At 73.6% G+C, this 22,684-nt stretch carries 17 protein-coding genes; 12 read left to right on the top strand and 5 right to left on the bottom strand.

What is annotated here, in order from left to right:
• Positions 1–107: 107 nt before the first annotated feature.
• On the top strand, positions 108–662 hold the full coding sequence (locus SLAV_RS23945; protein ID WP_030229502.1) for an EF-hand domain-containing protein: 555 nt from the start codon (positions 108–110) through the stop codon (positions 660–662).
• A gap of 10 nt (positions 663–672) precedes the next feature.
• On the opposite strand, the gene SLAV_RS23940 is transcribed toward SLAV_RS23945, so the two are convergent.
• The 3 genes from SLAV_RS23940 to speB all read right to left on the bottom strand — a co-directional run bounded on the left by SLAV_RS23940 (position 673) and on the right by speB (position 7,310).
• Positions 673–4,452, bottom strand: a complete 3,780-nt coding sequence (locus SLAV_RS23940; protein WP_030229500.1) for an ABC transporter ATP-binding protein — start codon at positions 4,450–4,452, stop codon at positions 673–675.
• A 185-nt stretch (positions 4,453–4,637) separates the two neighbouring features.
• Entirely contained in the window at positions 4,638–6,305 is a 1,668-nt protein-coding gene (locus SLAV_RS23935; RefSeq protein WP_030229498.1) for a thiamine pyrophosphate-binding protein, read from the bottom strand.
• A gap of 39 nt (positions 6,306–6,344) precedes the next feature.
• Positions 6,345–7,310 carry an agmatinase gene (gene speB / locus SLAV_RS23930; RefSeq protein ID WP_030229497.1) on the bottom strand — a complete coding sequence of 322 codons (966 nt, stop codon included), beginning with the start codon at positions 7,308–7,310 and terminating at the stop codon, positions 6,345–6,347.
• A 117-nt stretch (positions 7,311–7,427) separates the two neighbouring features.
• Here speB and SLAV_RS23925 point away from each other — a divergent pair, with 117 nt between their 5' ends.
• From SLAV_RS23925 to SLAV_RS23905, 5 genes are all read left to right on the top strand, one after another.
• On the top strand, positions 7,428–8,870 hold the full coding sequence (locus tag SLAV_RS23925) for a helix-turn-helix domain-containing protein (protein WP_051840786.1): 1,443 nt from the start codon (positions 7,428–7,430) through the stop codon (positions 8,868–8,870).
• Positions 8,871–8,933: 63 nt separating this feature from the next.
• On the top strand, positions 8,934–9,956 hold the full coding sequence (locus SLAV_RS23920; RefSeq protein WP_158740634.1) for an FUSC family protein: 1,023 nt from the start codon (positions 8,934–8,936) through the stop codon (positions 9,954–9,956).
• A gap of 130 nt (positions 9,957–10,086) precedes the next feature.
• The gene (locus SLAV_RS23915; protein WP_030229495.1) at positions 10,087–11,244 is read left to right on the top strand and encodes an acyl-CoA dehydrogenase family protein; all 1,158 of its coding nucleotides are present in this window, start codon (positions 10,087–10,089) and stop codon (positions 11,242–11,244) included.
• A 19-nt stretch (positions 11,245–11,263) separates the two neighbouring features.
• Complete coding sequence (locus tag SLAV_RS23910) at positions 11,264–12,142, top strand: acyl-CoA thioesterase (RefSeq protein ID WP_030229493.1); 879 nt, start codon at positions 11,264–11,266, stop codon at positions 12,140–12,142.
• A gap of 61 nt (positions 12,143–12,203) precedes the next feature.
• A complete protein-coding gene (locus tag SLAV_RS23905; protein WP_051840784.1) occupies positions 12,204–13,091 on the top strand; it encodes a cation diffusion facilitator family transporter in 888 nt (295 codons plus the stop codon).
• 20 nt (positions 13,092–13,111) lie between these two features.
• Here the strand turns inward: SLAV_RS23905 and SLAV_RS23900 are convergent, their stop codons facing one another.
• Positions 13,112–13,915 (bottom strand): phosphatase, encoded by an 804-nt coding sequence (locus SLAV_RS23900; protein WP_030229489.1) that lies wholly within the window; start codon positions 13,913–13,915, stop codon positions 13,112–13,114.
• Between the two features lie 56 nt (positions 13,916–13,971).
• Positions 13,972–14,550, bottom strand: a complete 579-nt coding sequence (locus SLAV_RS23895; RefSeq protein WP_030229487.1) for an SACE_7040 family transcriptional regulator — start codon at positions 14,548–14,550, stop codon at positions 13,972–13,974.
• Between the two features lie 100 nt (positions 14,551–14,650).
• Here SLAV_RS23895 and SLAV_RS23890 point away from each other — a divergent pair, with 100 nt between their 5' ends.
• The 6 genes from SLAV_RS23890 (at position 14,651) to SLAV_RS23865 (ending at position 22,546) form a co-directional block, all read left to right on the top strand.
• A complete protein-coding gene (locus SLAV_RS23890; RefSeq protein WP_030229485.1) occupies positions 14,651–16,267 on the top strand; it encodes a carboxyl transferase domain-containing protein in 1,617 nt (538 codons plus the stop codon).
• Between the two features lie 26 nt (positions 16,268–16,293).
• Positions 16,294–18,312, top strand: a complete 2,019-nt coding sequence (locus SLAV_RS23885; protein WP_030229483.1) for an acetyl-CoA carboxylase biotin carboxylase subunit — start codon at positions 16,294–16,296, stop codon at positions 18,310–18,312.
• Between the two features lie 11 nt (positions 18,313–18,323).
• The gene (locus SLAV_RS23880) at positions 18,324–19,244 is read left to right on the top strand and encodes a hydroxymethylglutaryl-CoA lyase (RefSeq protein ID WP_030229482.1); all 921 of its coding nucleotides are present in this window, start codon (positions 18,324–18,326) and stop codon (positions 19,242–19,244) included.
• Positions 19,245–19,252: 8 nt separating this feature from the next.
• On the top strand, positions 19,253–20,413 hold the full coding sequence (locus SLAV_RS23875) for an acyl-CoA dehydrogenase family protein (RefSeq protein WP_030229480.1): 1,161 nt from the start codon (positions 19,253–19,255) through the stop codon (positions 20,411–20,413).
• 148 nt (positions 20,414–20,561) lie between these two features.
• A complete protein-coding gene (locus tag SLAV_RS23870) occupies positions 20,562–21,614 on the top strand; it encodes an ABC transporter substrate-binding protein (RefSeq protein ID WP_030229478.1) in 1,053 nt (350 codons plus the stop codon).
• A 41-nt stretch (positions 21,615–21,655) separates the two neighbouring features.
• Positions 21,656–22,546, top strand: a complete 891-nt coding sequence (locus SLAV_RS23865) for a siderophore-interacting protein (RefSeq protein ID WP_030229477.1) — start codon at positions 21,656–21,658, stop codon at positions 22,544–22,546.
• Positions 22,547–22,684 lie beyond the last annotated feature (138 nt).

Here is a 22,684-nt window from a genome sequence, read left to right as displayed (position 1 = left end):
CACGAGCCCCCGGCGGGAGAGCGGGAGTTCACGATCGACGAAGAGATTACGCTAGGTGGCCGAGCGACCGCTCACCGTTGCCGTGGTAGCCGTGAAGGACATCTGACATGACGAACGACCTGCTCGACCGGAAGCTGGAGCGCGCGTTCGCGCACCTGGACGCGGACTCCAACGGCGTGATCGACGAGCAGGACATGATCGCGCTCGGTTCCCGCCTGCTGTCGGCGCTGTCGGAGCCGGCCACCTCCCCCAAGGCGGCCGAGGTGTTCCGCGGCCTCACGGACTTCTGGGTGGACCTGTTCAACGAGCTGGGCGTCGGCGAGGACCAGAAGCTCACGCCGCAGCAGTACCGCGACGGCATGACCCGGCTCTACAAGGACGGCGGCCCGGCGTACGAGAAGTCCTTCCGGCCGATGATGAAGGCGATCCTCACCGTCGCCGACACCAACGGCGACGGGCAGATCAGCCCCGAGGAGTTCCACCGGGCGCAGCTGGCCTTCGACACCAGGCTGGAGCCCGCCGACGCGGACGCCCTCTTCGCGAGGATCGACAAGAACCACGACGGCTACCTGTCGCTGGACGAACTCCTCGACGCCGTACGCGAGTACTACACCGGGGACGACGAGGACGCCCCCGGCAACCTGCTGTTCGGCGAGCTCTGAGCGGACCGCCTCACGCGGCCGCCGCGGGCTCGTCCTCCCCGGCGAAGGTCCGCCACAGCTCGGCGTAGCGGCCGCCGCGGGCCAGCAGTTCGAGGTGGCTGCCGTCCTCGACGACCCGGCCGCGGTCCATCACCACCACCCGGTCGGCGCGGGCGGCCGTGGTCAGCCGGTGCGCGACGACCAGGGTGGTGCGCCTGCCCGCCAGCCGGTCGGTGGCCTGGTTGACCTGCGCCTCGGTGGCCAGGTCCAGGGCGGCGGTGGCCTCGTCGAGGAGCAGGACGTCCGGGTCGACGAGCTCGGCGCGGGCCAGCGCGATCAGCTGGCGCTGGCCCGCCGAGAGGTTGCGGCCCCGCTCGGCGACGGTGTGCAGGTAGCCTCCGTCGAGGGTGGCGATCATCTCGTGGGCGCCGACCGCACGGGCGGCGGCCTCCACCTCGGCGTCGCTCGCGCCGGACCGCCCGTAGGCGATGGCGTCGCGGACCGTGCCCGGGAAGAGGTAGGGCTCCTGGGGGACCACGCCGAGGCGGTGGCGGTACTCCGTCAGGTCCAGCTCCCGCAGGTCGGCGCCGTCGGCGGTGACCCGGCCGGAGGTCGGGTCGTAGAACCGGGCGACCATCTTGACCAGCGTGGACTTGCCGGCCCCGGTCTCGCCGACGAAGGCGACGGTCTGCCCGGCGGGTATCCGCAGGCTGATCCCGGCCAGCGCCTCGCTCTTCTCCCCGCGCTCCTCGGCGGTGCCGTACCGGAAGCGCACGTCCTCGAAGGCGATCTCGCCGCGCAGCTTCGGCACCTCCACGGGGGCGGCGGGGCGCGGGGTGGTGGTGGGCTCGCGCAGCAGCTCCTGGATCCGGCCGAGGGAGACGGTGGCCTGCTGGTAGCCGTCGAAGACCTGGGAGAGCTGCTGGACCGGGGCGAAGAAGAGGTCGATGTACAGCAGGTAGGCGACCAGCGCGCCGGTGGTGAGGGTGGCCGCGCCCACCCGGCCCGCGCCGACGATCAGCACGGCCGCGGCCGCGCCGGAGGACAGCAGCTGCACGAAGGGGAAGTAGACGGATATCAGCCACTGGCCGCGCACCCGGGCCTGGCGGTAGGAGTCGCTGCGCTCGGCGAAGCGGGCGGCGCCGGTGGACTGGCGGCGGAAGGCCTGCACGAGGCGCAGGCCCGCCACGGATTCCTGGAGGTCGGCGTTGACCACGCTGACCCGGTCGCGGGCGAGCTCGTACGCGGCGACCGACTTGCGGCGGAAGACCACGGTGGCGAGGACCAGCACGGGCAGGGTGGCGAAGACGATCAGCGCGAGCTCGACGTCGAGGACGAGCAGGGCGACGAGGATCCCGAAGAAGGTGAGGACGGAGACGACGGCGGTGACGAGCCCGGTCTGCAGGAAGCTGGACAGGGAGTCCACGTCGGTGGTCATCCTGGTCATGATCTTGCCGGTGAGCTCGCGCTCGTAGTAGTCCAGGCCGAGGCGCTGGAGCTGGGCGAAGATCTTGACGCGCAGGGCGTACAGGACGCGCTCGCCGGTGCGGCCCGTCATCCGGGTCTCGGCGAACTGCGCGGCCCACTGGCCGAGGACGAGCAGCAGGGCGAGGCCGGAGGCCACCCAGACGGCTCCGAGGGCGGCCTGTTCGACGCCCTGGTCGATGCCGTGCCGGATCAGGACGGGCAGCAGCAGTCCGGAGCCGGCGTCGAGGGTGACGAGGCCGAGGCTGATGGCGAGCGGCGCCCAGAAGCCGCGCAGCAGGCGGCGCAGTCCGTAGCTGTCCTCGGCGGCGGCGGCCCGCGCCTCGTCCACCGCGGGTTCGTCGTCGGCGGGCGGCAGGGCCGCCACCTGGGCGAGGAGTTCGGGGGTGGCGGGCATGCCCGGGGCGGCGGGGGAGGTGGCGGACCCGCGGCTGTCCTCGCGCCGCCAGAGCTCGGGGGTGACCCCGTCGGCGACCCGGCGCTTGGCGTTGACCGGCTCGGAGTCGATCTCCGCTTCGAGTTCCAGGTCCCGCTCGATGTCCCGCTCGAACTCGGCCATCGCCGGTGCGTCGGGGGTGCTCGGGGAGGCGGCGCCGAGGGCGTCCGGGTCGGTCAGCAGCCTGCGGTACAGCTCGGAGCGGTGCTCCAGCTCCTCGTGGGTGCCGATGTCGGCGAGCCGCCCGTGGTCCAGTACGGCGATCCGGTCGGCCAGCGCGAGGGTGGAGCGGCGGTGGGCGATGAGGAGGGTGGTGCGGCCCGCCATGACGGCCCGCAGCGCCTCGTGGATCTCGTGCTCGACGCGGGCGTCGACGGCGGAGGTGGCGTCGTCGAGGAGGAGCAGCCGGGGGTCGGTGAGGATGGCGCGGGCCAGCGCGATGCGCTGGCGCTGGCCGCCGGAGAGGGTGAGGCCCTGTTCGCCGACGCGGGTGTCGAACCCGGCGGGGAGGGCCTCGACGAAGCCCTCCGCCTGGGCGGCGCGGGCGGCGGCGCGGACGTCCTCGTCGGAGGCGTCGGGGCGGCCGAAGGCGATGTTGGCGCGGATGGTGTCGGAGAAGAGGAACGAGTCCTCGGGGACCAGGCCGATGGCGGCGCGCAGGGAGTCGTAGGTCAGCTCGCGGACGTCGTGGCCGCCGACGCGGACGGCGCCGTGGTCGGCGTCGTAGAAGCGGGGCAGGAGCAGGGCCACGGTCGACTTGCCACTGCCGGAGGAGCCGACGACGGCGACGGTCTCGCCCTCGGCGAGGGTGAGCGAGAACCCGTCGAGGACGGGCCGATCGGGGTCGTAGCCGAAGCGGACGTCGTCGAACTCGACGGTGGCGGGGGCGTCGGCGGGCAGCTCGCGGGTGCCCTCCCGGATCACGGGCTCGGTGTCGATGAGCTCGAAGACCCGCTCGGCACCGGCGCGGGCCTGCTGGGCGACGGTGAGGATCATGGCGAGCATGCGGACGGGGCCGACGAGCTGGGCGAGGTAGGTGGAGAAGGCGACGAAGGTGCCGAGGGTGACCTGCCCCCGGGTGGCCATCCAGCCGCCGAGGGCCAGCATCGCGACCTGCCCGAGGGCGGGGACGGCCTGGAGGGCGGGGGTGTAGCGGGAGTTCAGCCGGATGGCGCGCATCCGGCCGCCGAACAGCCTGCGGCCGGCCTCGCGGAGCTTGCCGGTCTCCTGTTCCTCCTGCCCGAAGCCCTTGACGACGCGGACGCCGGTCACGGCGCCGTCGACGACGGTGGCCACGGCGGCGGCCTGGGCCTGGGCGTACCAGGTGGCGGGGAAGAGCTTCTTGCGGCTGCGCTTGGCGATGAACCAGAGCGCGGGGGCCATCAGCAGCGCGACCAGGGTCAGCAGCGGGGACAGCCAGAGCATGACGCCGAGGGATATCCCGAAGAGGAGGAAGTTCCCGATGGTCATGGGGAGCATGAACAGCAGGCCCTGGATCAGCTGGAGGTCGCTGGTGGCCCGGCCGACGACCTGCCCGGTGGACAGCTCGTCCTGACGCCGCCCGTCGAGGCGGGCGATCGTGTCGTACATGTCGGTGCGCAGGTCGTGCTGGACGTCGAGGGCGAGGCGGCCGCCGTAGTACCTGCGTATGTACGTCATGACGTACACGAGCAGGGCGGCGGCTATGAACAGGCCGGCCCAGGGGGCCATGTCCTTGGTCTTGTTCCCGACGACGTCGTCGATGATCACGCGGGTGACGAGCGGTACGAGGGCCATGACGGCCATGCCGGCCAGCGAGGACCCGAGCGCGAGCAGCACGTTGCGCCTGTACCGCCAGGTGTAGGCGGCGAGCCGCCTGCCCCAGCCCTGTTTCCCGCCGGCCGCCGTCACGTGATACCTCCCCGTAGGTCCTGTCCTGCCGCCACCCCAACGCTCCGACCGGCGGATTTCATCCCGCCGCAACAATCGCACGGCCGTACGGGGGCGGCGCGCGAGCGTGACCCGACCGGGTGTCGAGCGGGGCTCGGGGACGCCGGGGGCGGTCGTGGGCGACGCCGGTGGGCGCCGCGGCGGTGTCAGAGGTGGGTCGGGGCGAACATCTTCAGGGTGGTGGGGAGGACGACCACCGAGGGGCCCGGGGTCTTCAGGGCCTGGGTGAGGTCCGCGCGGAGGGTCTCCGGGGTGGTGACGGTCGCCGGGACGCCGAAGGAGGCGGCCAGGGCGGCGAAGTCGGGGCGGGTGAGGTCGGTGCCGGTGGCGCAGCCGTACTCGCGGAGGATGCCGTAGCCGCCGTCGTCGACGATCAGCCAGGTGACGTCGAGGTCGTGCTGGCGGGCGGTGGCCAGGTCGGCGATCGAGTACATGGCCCCGCCGTCGCCCGACACCGCGAGGACCGGGGTGTCCGGCTCCGCGACGGCCGCGCCGAGGGCCGCCGGGAAGGCGTAGCCGAGGCCGCCGGCGCCCTGGGCGGAGTGCATGGTGTTCGGGTGCCTGGGGTCGAAGGCGGACCAGGCCCAGTAGGACAGGATCGTCATGTCCCAGAAGGACGGGGAGCGGGGCGGCAGGGCCGCGCGGACCGCGGTCAGGAGTTCCTGCTCCAGGGTGAGGTCCTGGGCGGCGAGGCGGTCCGAGACCGCGGCGAGCAGGGACGCGACCCGCTCGGGGGCGCCCGGGTCCTCCCGGGGGGTCACCGTTTCCAGGAGGGCCTGGAGGGCGAGGCGGGCGTCGGCGTGGATGCCGAGGGCGGGGTGGTTGGACTCCAGCTTGCCGAGGTCGGCCTCGATCTGGATGACCCGGCCCGTGGGGAAGAACGTGTGGTAGTTCGAGGAGAGTTCCCCGAGGCCGGAGCCGACGACCAGGACGACGTCCGCGTCCTCCAGGAAGTCGGTGGTGTGGCGGTCCTCCAGCCAGGACTGCAGCGACAGCGGGTGCGTCCAGGGGAAGGCGCCCTTGCCGCCGAAGGTGGTGACGACCGGGGCGTCGAGCAGCTCCGCGAGCTGCCTGAGCTTGCCCGCCGCGTCCGCGCGGATCACTCCGCCGCCCGCGACGATCACCGGGCGGGAGGCGTGGGAGAGCCAGTGCGCGGCGAGGGCCGTGAGCTCGGGGCGGGGAGCCGCCTCGTGCGGGGTCGCGTCCATGCCCGTGACCTGTGGGATGACCGTTTCCGCACGGAGCACGTCCTCCGGGATCTCCACCCACACCGGGCCGAAGGGGACCGTGAGGGCCGATTCCCAGGCCGCCGCGACGGCGGACGGGATCTGGGAGGGGGTCCGGGCGGTGTGGACGGACTTGACCACGTCCCGGAAGGAGGCGGACTGGTCGCGCAGCTCGTGCAGGTGGCCGCGCCGGCCTCCGCCCAGGCCCGGGGACGGGACCTGGGAGGAGATCGCGAGGACGGGCGCGGAGGCCGCGGCCGCCTCGGCGAGGGCCGGCAGGGACATCAGGGCGCCCGGCCCCGTGGAGAGGAGCAGCGGGACGGCCTCGCCGGTGAGGCGGCCGTAGCCGTCGGCGGCGAAGCCCGCGTTGTTCTCCGTGCGCAGGCCGATCAGGCGCAGGTCGGAGCGGCCGACCGCCTCGAAGAGGGCGAGCGCGTGCTGGCCGGGGAGGCCGAAGACGGTGGTGGCGCCGAGTCCGCGCAGCGTCTCCACGACCAGGTCCCCGCCCGTGCGGCCCGGCGGCGGCGCGAGTGCGGCCGCCGTCTGGGCCTCGGTGGGGCGGAGTACCAGGTCGTGGTCGTGCGTCACGGTGTTTCTTCGCCCTTCGCCTGCGCCGCCGCGTCGTGCCTAGCGGTCCTGCCGGGAGGCAGCGATCTGACGGCTCATGATCGTGGTGAGCTCGTACGCGGTGTGCGAGGCCGCGACCGAGGTGATCTCCGCGTGATCGTACGCCGGGGCGACCTCGACGACGTCGGCGGAAACGAGGTTGCAGGAGGACAGGCCCCGGATGATCTCCAGGAGCTCGCGGGAGGTCATGCCGCCCGCCTCGGGGGTGCCGGTGCCGGGCGCGTGGGCCGGGTCGAGCACGTCGATGTCGATGGAGATGTAGAGCGGACGGTCGCCGATGCGCTGGCGCAGCTGGTCGGCGACCTCGTCGGCGCCGCGGCGGTACACGTCCGCCGAGGTCACGATGCCGAAGCCCATCTTGGCGTCGTCGTCCAGGTCCTGCTTGCCGTACAGCGGGCCGCGGGTGCCGACGTGGGACAGCGCCTCGGTGTCGAGGATGCCCTCCTCGACGGCGCGGCGGAACGGGGTGCCGTGGGTGTACTCGGCGCCGAAGTAGGTGTCCCAGGTGTCCAGGTGGGCGTCGAAGTGGAGCAGGGCGACCGGGCCGTGCTTCTTCGCGACGGAGCGGAGCAGCGGGAGGGCGATGGTGTGGTCGCCGCCGAGGGTCATCAGGCGGGAGCCGTTGCCGAGGAGCTCGTCGGCGGCGGCCTCGACCGTCTCGACGGCCTCGTTGATGTTGAAGGGGTTCACCGCGATGTCACCGGCGTCCGCGACCTGCGCGAGCGCGAAGGGGGAGGCGTCCTGGGCCGGGTTGTACGGGCGCAGGAGGCGGGAGGCCTCGCGGATGGCGTTGCCGCCGAAGCGGGCGCCGGGGCGGTAGGAGACGCCGGAGTCGAAGGGCACGCCGACGACGGCGACGTCGGCGGAGCCGACCTCGTCGAGGCGGGGCAGCCGGGCGAAGGTCGCCGGGCCCGCGTAGCGCGGGATGCGGGAGGAGTCGACGGGGCCGCGCGGCTGCGTGCTCATGGGGGGGTGCCCTTCTGGTGGTCCTGCGGGTGCGGTCCTTCGAGCGTAAGGGGGCGTCGGCGGGGCGCGAAGTGTACGTTTCATCCACTGTTCGGCACCGATATGTACGGAGTAACCATGGAGGCCCCGCTCACCCCGCCGGTTCCGCTGACGGCCCTGACCGCCGACCGGGAGCTGGGGCTGCGGCTCCTGGCGGGGCCCGCCGAGGCGGACGTGTACGGGGTGCACGCCTCGGAGATGGCCGATCCGTCGCCCTACCTGCTGGGCGGCGAGCTCCTCCTGACGGCCGGGGCGGGGCTCGCGGCCGCGGGGCCCGCACCCGCGCAGTACGTGGCGCGGCTGGTCCGGGCCGGCGTGGGCGCGGTGGGGTTCGGGGTCACCCCGGTGCACGAAACGGTGCCGCCGGCCCTCGTCGAGGCCTGCGGGCGGTACGGGCTGCCGCTGGTGGAGGTCCCGCCGGGCACGCCCTTCACGGCGGTCGGCCGGGCGGTCTGGCGGCTGATGGCCGAGGCCCGGACCCGGGAGCTGCGCCGGGTGACCGAAGCGCAGCAGTCCCTGGCGTCGGCCGCCGCACGCCCCCACCCGGTGGCGGCGGTCCTGTCCCGCCTGGCGGCCAGCCTGAACGGCTGGGCGGCCCTGCTCCCCCCGCCACCCGCACCCCCGGTCCCCCGCGACGACACGGGGGCGGGGCCGGCGGGCGCCGGGGACGAGGCCGGGGTGGGGCCCGGGGAAGGGGTGCGGGAGGCGTTGGCGGGGCTGGCCGCCCGGGTGGCGGCCGGGGGTGTGGCGACGGCCACCGACACCCTCGGCGGCACGCACCTGGCGGCGTACGCCGTCGGCGGCGGCCGGGTGCTCGCGCTGGCCACCCCCGCCCGGGCCCCGGGCGACCACACCATCGCCTCCGTCGCCGCCGTGCTGCTCACCCTGCTCACCGCGAGCCGCCCGGCGGGGGACGAGGCCGCCTCCCTGACCCGGCTCCTGCTGGACGGCGATCCGGCCGGGGCGCTCTCCCCCGGGCCCTGGTACGCCGTGCACGCCCGGGGCGGGGGGGATCCGCGGGCGCTGGCCGCCGCGCTGGGCACCGTACTGCTGGACCCGCGCGGGGACGGCGTACGGCTGCTGACCGACCGGGAGCCCGCCCCGCAGCCGGGCTGGCGGCTCGGGGTGAGCGCCCCGGCCGCGCCCGCCGGGCTGGGCACCGCCGGGGCCCAGGCGCGCCGGGCGCTGGAGCGCGCGGAGGCGGCCCGGACCCCGCTGGCCCGGCACGCCGAGCCGGGTCTCGCGGGTCTGGTCGGCCAGGCCGAGGCGCGGGCGCACGCCGAGGCCCTGCTCGGCCCCCTCTCCCCCGCCCTGCGGGACACCCTCCGGGGCTGGCTCGCGCACCACGGCAGCTGGGACCGCACCGCGGCCGCCCTCGGCGTCCACCGCAACACCGTCCGCCAGCGCATCGCCCGCGCCGCCGGACTGCTGGGCGCCGACCTGGACGACCCCGACACCCGCATGGAGCTGTGGTTCGCCCTGCGCCACGCGCCCGGCCCTGAGCCCACCGACCGGCCCTGACGGCGGGTGGGCTCCGGGTCGGGCGCCGGGGCGTCACCCTCGAACCGCCCTACGATGTCCGGCATGTTCGACATGTTCCGCATGTCCGCACCCCTCCACGGCCGCGGCGGGCGCCTCGCCCCGGCCGCCCGGCTGCTCGTGTGCGCCGCCCTCCCCTGGTACGCGTGCGTGTGGCTCGGTACGAGCACCGCCCCGGTGGCGGCCGCGCTGCCCGCCGTGCTGATCCTGCGCGGGGACGTGTTCGCGGCGCCGCGCCTGGCCCTGGAGCGCCTGGCCGGGGTGGCCGTGGGGGTGCTGCTGAGCGTGGCGGTCCTGCACTGGCTGCCGACGGGCCCGCTGTCGTTCCCGGTGCTCCTGGTGTGCGCCTGCGCCGGGATGTACCTGCTGGGCCGCCGGGGCTCCCCCAACCAGCAGGTGCTCATCACCGCCCTGGTGATCTACTCCACACCGGTGCCCGGGTACCCGCTCGCCCGGCTGGAGGAGAGCGCGGTCGGCATCGCCGTCGTGGCGCTCCTCGGCCCGCTGCTCTGGCCGCCCGACCCGTACCGGGAGACGGCCCGGGGCCTGGAGGAGTACCGCACCGGCCTCGCCGACCGCCTCGCGCGCACCGCCGCCCGCGCCGCCGCGCCCGCCCCGGCCGCAGTCCCCTTCCCCGCCCCCGTGGCCGCCTTCGCCCTGTGGCACCGCCCGTACGAACTGTCCGCCGCGCTGGAGCACCGGACCGGGCGGCTGCTCCTGCTGCCGCCCCGGCGGGACGCGGCCGGGGCGGCGGGCCCGCTCCGGCCGCGCCTGCGGCTGGCCGCGCGCACGGCCCCGGCCCTGCAGTTCCTCACCCGGGAGGTGGAGACCCGGCCGGCCGCCGACGACGCGTCCGCGCGCGCGATGGCACCGCTGATCGAGGCGACCGGCCGGGCGCTGGACGAGGCCCTGCGGGGCGGGTCCGGCGCGGACCGGCTGCGCCGGGCCCGGGAGCTCGAAGCCGCACACCGGGCCGCGCACCCCGGCGCCCGCGACGCCGTGCTGCGCGCCGGGATCCACCTCACCCACCAGGTGCTGGCCGAGCACCTCGGCCCCGCCGCGCACTGAACGCACCCACCCGGCAGCGGGCAGCGTGCTGCTCCTCACTCTGGACAGGAAGAACAACCCGCCGGTAACTTAATCTGAGCAAGCGCTTAGCTGACGGCGGCGGACCGCCGCGACCGAAGGGAGCCCGGCCGTGCGCCGTACCGTTTTCGACGAGGACCACGAGGCGTTCCGCGAGACCATCCGCGCCTTCATCGAGGCCGAGGTCGTCCCCGTCTACGACGAGTGGTTCCAGGCCGGCCAGGCCCCGCGCGACTTCTACTACAAGCTCGGTGAGCTGGGCGTCTTCGGGATCAACGTCCCCGAGGAGTTCGGCGGCGCGGGCCTGGACACCCACAAGTTCGAGGCCGTCCTGTACGAGGAGACCTCGCGCGCCGGTGTGAACTTCGGCGGCTCCGGCGTGCACGTGCTGCTCGCCCTGCCCTACATCAAGATGCTCGCCACCGACGAGCAGAAGAAGCGCTACCTGCCGAAGTTCGTCTCCGGCGAGGAGATGTGGGCCCTCGCGATGACCGAGCCGGGCACCGGCTCCGACGTCGCGGGCATGAAGACCACCGCCAAGCTCTCCGAGGACGGCACGCACTACGTCCTCAACGGCTCCAAGACCTTCATCACCGGTGGCGTCCACGCCGACCGCGTGATCGTCTGCGCCCGCACCTCCGCCCCGGGCGAGCAGGACCGCCGCTTCGGCATCTCCCTCTTCGCCGTGGACACCAAGTCCGAGGGCTACTCCATCGGCCGCAAGCTGGACAAGCTGGGCCTGCGCACCTCCGACACCGCCGAGCTGGCGTTCGTCGACGTGAAGGTGCCGGTCGAGGACCTGCTCGGCGAGGAGAACAAGGGCTTCTACTACCTCGGTGCGAACCTGCCCTCCGAGCGCTGGGGCATCGCCTTCGGCGCGTACGCGCAGGCCAAGGCCGCCGTCCGGTTCGCCCAGCAGTACGTGACCGACCGCACGGTCTTCGGCAAGCCGGTCGCGCACTTCCAGAACACCAAGTTCGAACTGGCCTCCTGCCAGGCCGAGGTGGACGCCGCCGAGGCGGTCGCCGACCGCGCCCTGGAGGCCCTGGACGCCGGTGAACTGACCGCCGCCGAGGCCGCCTCCGCGAAGCTGTTCTGCACCGAGGTCGCGCACCGCGTCATCGACAAGTGCCTCCAGCTGCACGGCGGATACGGCTACATGAACGAGTACCCGATCGCCCGCCTGTACGCCGACAACCGCGTGAACCGCATCTACGGCGGCACCAGCGAGGTCATGAAGTCCATCATCGCCAAGTCGATGGGTCTGTGAGCGACTTACGCTTCCCCCCATGAACGAGGCACTGACGACGCTCCTCGATCTGCTCGACCTTGAGCGGATCGAGGAGAACATCTTCCGCGGTACCAGCCGTTCGGCGCTGGTACCGCGCGTCTTCGGCGGCCAGGTCGCGGCCCAGGCCCTGGTCGCGGCCGGGCGGACCGTCCCCGAGGACCGCACGGCGCACTCGCTGCACTCGTACTTCCTGCGCGCCGGTGACCCCGGCGCGCCCATCGTCTACTCCGTGGACCGGATCCGCGACGGGCGCTCCTTCACCACCCGCCGGGTCGTCGCCGTCCAGCACGGGCAGCCGATCTTCCACCTCTCGGCGTCGTTCCAGACGTACGAGGAGGGCCTCGACCACCAGGCCGTCATGCCCTCCGCCCCGGATCCGGAGACCCTGGCGACCGCGGAGGAGTCCCTGCCCGCGTACCGGGAGACCTTCCGGGACCCGGGAACGGTGGAGCGGCTGATCGACGCGCGGGCCGCCGTGGACCTGCGGTACGCGACGACCCCGCCGTGGGGCAGCGTCGGCGAACCGGTCGAGCCCCGCTCCCAGGTGTGGTTCCGTACGGCCGGAAAGCTGGAGGGGGCCGATCCGCTCCTGCACACCTGCCTGGCCACGTACGTCTCCGACATGACCCTGCTGGACTCGGTGCTGCTCGCGCACGGCCGGGGCGGCTGGGCGGTCGGCGACGTGGTCGGCGCCTCGCTGGACCACGCCATGTGGTTCCACCGGCCCTTCCGCGCCGACGAGTGGCTCCTGTACGACCAGGAGTCCCCCTCGGCCGCCGCGGGCCGGGGCCTGGGGCAGGCCCGCATCTGGACCCAGGACGGCCGCCTCGCGGTGACCGTCATCCAGGAGGGCGTCGTCCGCGTACCGCGGGCCTGACGAGCGCGCGGGGCGGGTGTCACTGACCGTCCGGCCCCCGTCGCGGACATAACGTCACCACATGTCCGAAAAATCCGAGAGCGGCGGCGCCGTCACCGCCACCGTCACCCACCTCGGGATCGCGGTGGCCAAGGCCGTCGGCGGGGTCGTGAGCGGGTCCGGCGCGATGTTCTCCGAAGCCGCGCACTCGGTGGCCGACGCGGTGGCGGAGCTGCTTCCGCCGCCCTCCCCCGGGCCCGGCGCCCGGCCGGCCGGCGAGGGGCGTCCGCCGCAGTACGGGCCCGAGCGCCGGGTCCGGGCACTGCTGGCCTCGGTCGCGGCCTTCGCCGGCGGCGCGGTCTTCGCGTTCTGCGACGGCGTCCGCACCCTGGTCCAGGGGGAGGAGCCGGGCGACCCGACGCTCTCCTACGCCGTCCTCGCCGTCGCCTTCCTGCTGGAGGGCCGCTCGCTGCTGGTGGCGCGGCGCCGGACGAAGGCCGTCCCACCGCAGCGCGCCGCCGCGCCGATCGGGCTCGTGCTGGCGGCGGGCGGCCTGCTGGGGGCGCGGCTGACGGGGTCCGGGGTCTACGACGGCGTGGCCTCGCTGCTGATCGGGGCCCTGCTGGTGGCGGTGGCCCTGGAGCTGGGTCGCTCGCACGCGCGGTACCTGACCGGGCGCCCGCTGCCCGCCGGGATGCGGGCCGAGGTCCGCGAGGAACTGCTGACGGTGCCGCACATCGAGGGGGTGCTGGAGCTGACGACCCTGGTGCGGGGCCCGGACGAGGTGATGGTCGCCGCGAAGGTCGACTTCCATGACCTGGCGTCGGCCCGCCAGGTGGCGGCGGCCTGCGAGGACGCCGAGGACCAGCTCCGCGAGCGCTTCCCGGAGATCCGCCACGTCTACCTGGACCCGACGCCGGGACCGACGCCGGGGCCGGGGCCAGGCCGGACGGGCCCGGCCGGCCCCTGACCGGCCGGGTGGCGGCGGAGTCAGGCGGTGAGGCCGGCCGTCGCGAGGAGGTAGGCGACCATCGGGTCGTAGTAGCGGGGGTCGCGGACGTGGTCGTCCAGCGGGACCGCCACCTGGAGGGTGCCCTCCGCCTCGCCGAGGAAGAGCGCCGGGTCGTTGCAGTCCGCGTACCCGACGGCGTCGAGCCCGCGCTGCGCCGCGCAGCCCGCCCAGCCGTGGTCGGCGACGACCAGGTCCGGCTGCGGGCGGCCCTCGGCCGCGAGGCCGTCCAGGATCGCGGCCATCGGCGCCGGGGAGTGGGTGTGCCACAGCGTGGCCCCGCGCTCCAGCACCGCGATGTCCGCGAACTGCCACACCGACCCCTCGTCGGCGGTCAGCCCCTGCGGGATCCGGACGATCTCGCAGCCCGCGGCGCGCAGGGCGTCGGCGGTGGCGCGGTGGACGTCGAGCAGCCCGCCCGGGTGTCCGGTGGCCAGCAGCACGCGCTGGCGGTCCGAGGCGGCCTTGCGCAGCCGGGCGGCCAGCCGGTCCAGGCCCGCGACCGTCAGCTCCGGGTCGATGGTGTCCTGGCCGGAGCGGTGACCGGGATCGTCGACGACCCCGCACCGCTCCGCCATGACGGCCAGGACGTCCTGTTCGTCCGTCCAGCGGTCGCCGAGCTCCAGGCCCAGCCAGTAGTGGCGGTCGCCGTTGGCGAGCTTGCGGTAGTGGCTCAGGTTGTTCTCGCGCGGGGTCGCCACCTCCCCCGCGATCCGCGTACGGACCAGGTGTTCGACGAGTTCGGCGCGGCTGGGTACGGGCGTCTCTATCGGCATGCGGCCCATTCTGCCGCCGCCGGGCCGGAGCCGTCCGTTCCGCCCCGGCCGCCGCAGCGTCCGCCTCATCCCGACAGCGCCCCGAAGGCCCCGTCGGCGAGCCTGCGCAGCAGGGACTCGGTCGCGTCCCGGCCGAGGACCGCCAGATGCGGGGTGGAGTTCAGCAGCCCGAAGACGGCATGCACGCAGACCCGCACCTCCGTCTCGCCGACCTCGGGGTGCAGCTCCCGTACGACGGCGACCCACAGTTCCACGTACTGGCGCTGGAGCTGGCGCACCAGCTTGCGGTCCGCCTCGCGCAGCCGGTCCAGCTCCCGGTCGTGGAGGGTGATCAGCGCCCGGTCGTCCAGCGCGAAGTCGATGTGGCCCTCGACGAGGGAGGTCAGCACCTCACGCGGGTTGCCTCCGGCCTCCTCGACCCGCCGCCGCCCGCCCGTCAGCAGCCGCTCGCTGATGCCGACCAGCAGCTCGGCGAGCATGGCGTCCTTGCCGGCGAAGTGGCGGTACAGACCGGGGCCGCTGATGCCGACCGCGGCCCCTATCTCGTCCACGCCCACGCCGTGGAACCCGCGCTCCGCGAAGAGCCGAGCGGCCTCACGGAGGATCTGCTCGCGACGGGTGGGGGCGGCGGCTCTGGTGCTCATGGGAATCCATTCTAGACAGGGCCGTTAGCGCTCGTTAACCTGGGCGCATACGCGTTAACGGTCATTAACAAAGCGTGCACCGAGCAAGGGAGCTCGACCGATGCAGCAGGCACCAGTGCTGACGAGCGCCGCGGACCCGGCGTCCGAGGCCTGGCGGACCAATGAGGCCGCCCACCGCGAGCTCGCCGAGGGCCTCCGCGCCCGGCTCGACGCGGCCCGGCTCGGCGGCGGGGAGAAGGCCCGCGCCCGCCACACCGCCCGCGGGAAGCTGCTTCCCCGCGACCGCGTGGACGCCCTCCTGGACCCCGGGTCCCCCTTCCTGGAGCTGGCCCCGCTGGCCGCCGAGGGGATGTACGGGGGCGCGGCGCCGGCCGCCGGCGTGATCGCGGGCATCGGCCGGGTCAGCGGCCGCGAGTGCGTGATCGTCGCCAACGACGCCACCGTCAAGGGCGGCACGTACTACCCGATGACCGTCAAGAAGCACCTGCGGGCCCAGGAAGTGGCCCTGGAGAACCGTCTCCCCTGCCTCTACCTGGTCGACTCCGGCGGCGCCTTCCTGCCCATGCAGGACGAGGTCTTCCCCGACCGCGAGCACTTCGGCCGCATCTTCTACAACCAGGCCCGCATGTCGGGGGCCGGCATCCCGCAGATCGCCGCCGTCCTCGGCTCCTGCACGGCCGGCGGCGCGTACGTCCCCGCGATGAGCGACGAGGCCGTCATCGTGCGCGGCCAGGGCACGATCTTCCTGGGCGGCCCGCCGCTGGTGAAGGCCGCCACCGGCGAGGTCGTCACGGCCGAGGAACTGGGCGGCGGCGAGGTCCACTCCCGCGTCTCCGGGGTGACCGACCACCTCGCCGAGGACGACGCGCACGCGCTGCGGATCGTACGGAACATCGTGGCGACCCTGCCCGACCGCGGGGCCCTGCCCTGGTCGGTCGAGGAGCCCGAGGAGCCCAAGGTCGACCCGTACGGGCTCTACGGCGCGGTCCCCGTGGACTCCCGGACCCCCTACGACGCCCGCGAGGTCATCGCCCGGATCGTCGACGGCTCCCGCTTCCAGGAGTTCAAGTCCGAGTTCGGGCAGACCCTGGTCACCGGCTTCGCCCGGATCCACGGCCACCCGGTCGGGATCATCGCCAACAACGGCATCCTCTTCTCCGAGTCCGCGCAGAAGGGCGCCCACTTCATCGAGCTGTGCGACCAGCGCGGCATCCCCCTCCTCTTCCTCCAGAACATCTCCGGCTTCATGGTCGGCCGGGACTACGAGGCGGGCGGCATCGCCAAGCACGGTGCCAAGATGGTCACGGCCGTGGCCTGCGCCCGGGTCCCCAAGCTCACGGTGGTCGTCGGCGGCAGCTACGGAGCGGGCAACTACTCGATGTGCGGCCGGGCCTACAGCCCCCGCTTCCTGTGGATGTGGCCCAACGCCAAGATCTCCGTGATGGGCGGGGAGCAGGCCGCCTCCGTCCTGGCCACCGTCAAGCGCGACCAGATCGAGGGCGCGGGCCAGGAGTGGCCCGCCGAGGACGAAGAGGCCTTCAAGGCCCCGGTCCGCGCCCAGTACGAGGAGCAGGGCAACGCCTACTACGCCACCGCCCGGCTGTGGGACGACGGGGTCATCGACCCGATGGAGACCCGGCAGGTGCTGGGACTGGCCCTGACCGCGTGCGCGAACGCCCCGCTGGGCGACCCCGCTTTCGGCATCTTCCGTATGTGACGTGATGTGACGTGAGGACCTCTTCGATGTTCAGCACTGTTCTGGTCGCGAACCGGGGCGAGATCGCGGTACGGGTCATCCGCACGCTGCGGCAGCTCGGCATCCGCTCCGTGGCCGTCTTCAGCGACGCCGACGCGGACGCCCGGCACGTGCGGGAGGCCGACACGGCCGTCCGGATCGGCCCGGCGGCCGCCGCCGAGAGCTACCTGTCGGTGGAGCGGCTCCTCGACGCCGCCCGCCGCACCGGCGCCGAGGCCGTCCACCCCGGCTACGGCTTCCTCGCGGAGAACGCCGGCTTCGCACGGGCCTGCGCCGACGCCGGGCTGGCCTTCATCGGCCCGCCCGCGAGCGCCATCTCGCTGATGGGCGACAAGATCCGGGCCAAGGAGACGGTGAAGGCGGCGGGCGTGCCCGTGGTCCCCGGCTCCTCAGGGAGCGGCCTCACCGACGCCGAGCTGGTCTCCGCGGCCGAGGAGATCGGCATGCCCGTCCTGCTGAAGCCCTCGGCGGGCGGCGGCGGCAAGGGCATGCGGCTGGTCCGCGACGCGGCCGTGCTGGCCGAGGAGATCGCGGCGGCCCGCCGCGAGGCGAAGTCCTCCTTCGGCGACGACACCCTGCTCGTGGAGCGGTGGGTGGACCGGCCCCGGCACATCGAGATCCAGGTGCTGGCGGACGCGCACGGCAACGTGGTCCACCTCGGCGAGCGCGAGTGCTCCCTCCAGCGGCGCCACCAGAAGGTCATCGAGGAGGCTCCCTCGGTCCTGCTCGACGAGGAGGTCCGCGCGGCGATGGGCGCGGCGGCCGTGGAGGCGGCCCGCAGCTGCGGGTACGTCGGCGCGGGCACCGTGGAGTTCATCGTGCCGGGCGGGGACCCCTCCTCGTACTACTTCATGGAGATGAACACCCGCCTCCAGGTCGAACACCCGGTGACCGAGCTGATCACGGGCCTGGACCTGGTGGAACAGCAGCTGCGGGTGGCGGCCGGGGCTCCCCTGGGGTTCGGGCAGCAGGACGTGCGGCTGACCGGGCACGCCGTCGAGGCCCGCGTCTGCGCCGAGGACCCGGCGCGCGGCTTCCTGCCGTCCGGCGGTACGGTCCTGGCCCTGTCGGAGCCGCAGGGCGGGGCGGTGCGCACCGACTCCGGGCTGACGGCCGGCGTGGACACCGGCTCCACGTACGACCCGATGCTGTCGAAGGTCATCGCGTACGGACCCGACCGGGCCTCGGCCCTGCGGTCCCTGCGGGCGGCCCTGGCCGACACCGTGATCCTGGGCGTCCAGACCAACACCGGCTTCCTGCGCAGGCTCCTGGCCCACCCGGACGTGGTCAGCGGTGACCTGGACACGGGTCTGGTCGAACGCGACCTGCAGGCCCTGCTCCCGGAGGGGGTCCCGGCCGAGGTGTACGCGGCGGCCGCGCTGCTGGCCGCGGACCGGCCCGCCCGGACGCGGGGCTGGGCCGACCCGTTCGACGCCGCCGACGGCTGGCGGCTGGGCGGGACCCCGGCGTGGACGGTGCACCACGTGCGCCTCCCCGGCCGGGACCCGGTGGAGGTCCGCACCCGCCCGTCCGGCTCCGGTACGGAGCTGCTGCTCGCCCCGGACGGCGACGGCGCCTCCGTGTCCGCCACGGGCCGGATCGTGGCCCGCACCGGCGACCTCGTCACCGTCGAACTCGACGGCGTCACGCACCGGTTCAGCCACGCCGCCTCCCCGGAGGGGACCTGGCTGGGCCGTGACGGCGACGCCTGGCACGTGCAGCGGCACGACCCCGTCGCCGCCCTGCTCGGCGGGGCCGGCCGGACCGGCGCCGACACCCTCGCCGCGCCGATGCCCGGCACCGTCACCGTCGTCAAGGTGGCCGTCGGAGACAAGGTGGCGGCGGGCCAGAGCCTGCTGGTCGTCGAGGCGATGAAGATGGAGCACGTCATCTCCGCCCCGCACGCCGGCACCGTCACCGAACTCGACGTCACCCCGGGGACCACCGTCGCCATGGACCAGGTCCTGGCCGTGGTCACCCCGGACGAGGAGGAGGGGGACCGGTGAACGGGCTGCCCATGACCGTCCCGGACCCCGGGCTGCCGGCCCGGGTCCGCATCCACGAGGTCGGCGCCCGTGACGGGCTCCAGAACGAGAAGACGGCCGTACCCACCGCCGTCAAGGCCGAGTTCGTCCGCCGCCTCGCCGCCGCCGGTCTGACGACCGTCGAGGCGACCAGCTTCGTGCACCCGAAGTGGGTGCCCCAGCTGGCGGACGCCGAGGAGCTGTTCCCGCAGCTGAAGGGGCTGACGGGGGTCCACCTCCCGGTCCTCGTCCCCAACGAGCGCGGCCTGGACCGCGCGCTGGCACTCGGCGCGGACCGCATCGCCGTGTTCGGCTCGGCGACCGAGACCTTCGCCTCGCGCAACCTGAACCGGACCGTCGCCGAGTCCCTCGCCATGTTCGAGCCCGTCGTGGCCCGCGCCAAGGAGGGCGGGGCGCACGTGCGCGGCTACCTCTCCATGTGCTTCGGCGACCCCTGGGAGGGCCCGGTCCCGGTCCACCAGGTGGTCCGGGTCGCCAAGGCCCTGCTCGACCTCGGCTGCGACGAGCTCAGCCTCGGCGACACCATCGGCGTCGCCACCCCCGGCCACGTCCGGGCCCTGCTGAGCAGCCTCAACGACGAAGGCGTCACGACCGACCGGATCGGCGTGCACTTCCACGACACCTACGGCCAGGCGCTGTCCAACACCCTCGCCGCGCTCCGGCACGGGGTGACCACCGTCGACGCCTCCGCGGGCGGCCTCGGCGGCTGCCCGTACGCGAAGAGCGCCACCGGCAACCTCGCCACCGAGGACCTGGTGTGGATGCTCGACGGCCTCGGCATCGAGACCGGGGTCGACCTGGCCGCCCTCACCGCCACGAGCGTGTGGATGGCCGAACAGCTGGGCCGTCCCAGCCCCTCCCGTACCGTCCGCGCCCTCTCCCACAAGGAGTAACGAAGATCATGGCCCTCGACCACCGGCTCACCCCCGAGCACGAGGAACTCCGCCGCACCGTCGAGGCGTTCGCCCACGACGTCATCGCCCCGAAGATCGGCGACCTGTACGAGCGCCACGAGTTCCCGTACGAGATCGTCCGCGAGATGGGCCGCATGGGCCTGTTCGGCCTGCCCTTCCCGGAGGAGTACGGCGGCATGGGCGGCGACTACCTCGCCCTCGGCATCGCCCTGGAGGAGCTGGCCCGCGTCGACTCCTCGGTCGCCATCACCCTGGAGGCGGGCGTCTCCCTGGGCGCCATGCCCATCTACCTCTTCGGCTCCGAGGAGCAGAAGCGCGAGTGGCTGCCGAAGATGTGCTCCGGGGAGGTCCTCGGCGCGTTCGGCCTGACCGAGCCCGGCGCGGGCAGTGACGCCGGCGGCACCCGCACCACGGCCGTCAAGGACGGCGACGAGTGGGTCATCAACGGCTCGAAGTGCTTCATCACCAACTCCGGTACGGACATCACCGGTCTGGTCACGGTCACCGCCGTGACCGGGCGCAAGGCGGACGGCCGTCCGGAGATCTCCTCGATCATCGTCCCGTCGGGCACCCCCGGGTTCACGGTCGCCGCGCCCTACTCCAAGGTCGGCTGGAACTCCTCGGACACCCGCGAGCTGTCCTTCGACGACGTCCGGGTCCCGCTGGCCAACCTCGTCGGCGACGAGGGCCGCGGCTACGCCCAGTTCCTGCGGATCCTGGACGAGGGCCGCATCGCCATCTCGGCGCTCGCCACCGGCCTCGCGCAGGGCTGCGTGGACGAGTCGGTCAAGTACGCGAAGGAACGACACGCCTTCGGCAAGGCGATCGGCGACAACCAGGCCATCCAGTTCAAGCTGGCCGACATGGAGATGCGCGCGCACATGGCCCGCATCGGCTGGCGCGACGCGGCTTCCCGCCTGGTGGCCGGGGAGCCCTTCAAGAAGGAGGCGGCGATCGCGAAGCTGTACTCCTCGACCGTGGCCGTGGACAACGCCCGTGACGCCACGCAGATCCACGGTGGCTACGGCTTCATGAACGAGTACCCCGTGGCCCGCATGTGGCGGGACTCCAAGATCCTGGAGATCGGCGAGGGTACGAGCGAGGTGCAGCGCATGCTCATCGCCCGTGAGCTGGGCTTCGCCGGCTGACGGACCCCCGCGGCGCGCGGGGAGCGGCAAGGGGACCCTGCGGAATTAGGGTCCCCTTACTGTTTTCGGCAAAGGTTAGGCTAACCTTCCTCCGAACGGTCACACCCCCGGTGGCCGCCCCCCTGTGCGTACGAAAGCGGAAACCGACATGCCCAAGCCCAGAACCTCCTTCCTCTCCCGTCGCGGACTCGTCGCGGCGGGCGGCGCCCTCGGCCTGGTCGCGGCGCTCAGCGCCTGCGGCGGCAACACCGGCACGGCGAAGGACGGCGCGGGCGACAAGGGCGGGTCCTCCGCGGCCGCTTCCGGCCCCTGGACGTTCAAGGACGACCTCGGCAAGGACGTCAGCGCCAAGTCCACGCCGAAGAACATCGTCGCCTTCACCGGCACGGCCGCCGCCCTCTACGACTACGGCGTCCAGGTCAAGGGCGTGTTCGGCCCGACCAAGCTCGCCGACGGCAAGCCCGACCCGCAGGCCGGCTCCATGGACATCTCCAAGGTCGAGATCCTGGGCAACGTCTACGACGAGTTCAACGTCGAGAAGTACGCGGCCCTGCGGCCCGACGTGCTGCTGACCAACACCTGGGACGGCACGTACTGGTACGTCCCCGAGGCCTCCAAGGACAAGATCCTGAAGCTGGCCCCGGCCGCCGCGATCGCCACCGGCAGCGACGCCTCGATGGACAAGGCCCTCGCCCGCACGGCGGAGCTCGCCCAGTCCCTCGGCGCCGACCCGAAGAACCAGAAGACCGTCGACGCCAAGGCCCGCTTCGAGGCCGCCGCCGCCAAGGTCCGCGAGGCCACCAAGGCCAACCCGGGCGTCAAGGTGCTCGTCGGCTCGGGCGACCCGGACCACCTCTACGTCTCCACCCCGAAGACCTCGGCCGACCTGAAGTACTTCGAGTCCCTCGGCGTGGAGTTCGTGACCCCGGACAACCTCGACAAGGGCAGCGTCTTCTTCGAGAGCCTCAGCTGGGAGAACGCCGGCAAGTACAAGGCCGACGTCATCCTGCTCGACAACCGCACCGGCACCCTGCAGAGCGAGCAGCTGACGAAGGAGAAGCCCACCTGGGCCGCGCTGCCCGCCGTCAAGGCCGGCCAGATCGCCCCGCGCGTGACGGAGCCGATCTACTCGTACGAGAAGTGCGCGCAGATCCTGGAGGACCTCGCGAAGACCGTCCAGAACGCCAAGAAGGTCAGCTGAACCACCGCCGCAACGGCGCAATCCCAGGGGGGAACCTCCGCATGACCGCCACCGAATCCGCCGCCCGCTTCGGCTTCTTCACCCTCGAAGTCCTGCGCACGCGCCGCTTCGGCCACTCGTTCCTGCGCGTCACCTTCGGCGGGGAGTCCCTCGCCGGTTTCCGCTCGGGGGGCTTCGACCAGAGCCTCTCGCTCTTCCTGCCGCCCGAGCACCGGGAGCACACCGAGCTCCCCTCCACCGCCGAGGACACCTGGTTCGCCGAGTGGCGGGGGATGGCGGAGGAGGAGCGGCCCGTGATGCGCTCGTACACCGTGCGCGAGCAGCGGCGCACGGCCGAGGGCGCGGACGAGGTCGACATCGACTTCGTCCTGCACGGGGACGCCTCCCCGGCCTCCCGCTGGGCGGGCAGGGCGGTGACCGGCCGCCGGATCATGGCGATCGGCCCGGCCGTCGCGGAGAACAAGTCCGTGCGCTTCCAGCCACCGGCCGGCACCGACGCGGTGCTGATGTACGCGGACGAGACGGCCCTGCCGGCCGCCGCGGCGATCCTGGACCGGCTCCCCGCCGGCACCAGGGTCAAGGCCTGGTTCGAGGTCCCGCACGAGGAGGACCGGATCGCCCTGGCGGGCCCGGCGGACGCGGACGTCACCTGGATCGTGCGCGAGAAGGGCGCGGGCCGGGAGCGGACCGAACAGGTGGTGCAGCGGGTGCGGGAGAGCGAGCTGCCCGCCGCCGAGGCCCCGTACGCCTGGATCGCGGGCGAGGCCGGCACCATCCGCGCGGTACGCCGCCACCTGGTGCAGGAACGTTCCGTCGACCGGCGCGCGGTGCGCTTCACCGGCTACTGGCGCCTCGGCGCGAGCGAGGAACAGCTGCTCGCCGAGGCGTACGCGGGCAAGGCCGCGAGCGAGGACCCCGCGTCCGAGCTGTAGCCAACGCGCCCGCCGTTGAACGGCGTTCGAGAGAAGGGCCCCGGCCGATGCCGGGGCCCTTCTCTATTTGGCCGAATGATTAGGTTAGGCTAACCTAATCATCACACCCCACCCGCTTCTCCCCCTGCCCGGAGGAAA

Source organism: Streptomyces lavendulae subsp. lavendulae (assembly GCF_002803845.1).
GTDB lineage: Bacteria > Actinomycetota > Actinomycetes > Streptomycetales > Streptomycetaceae > Streptomyces > Streptomyces lavendulae.
This window is presented reverse-complemented; position numbering and strand designations above follow the sequence as displayed.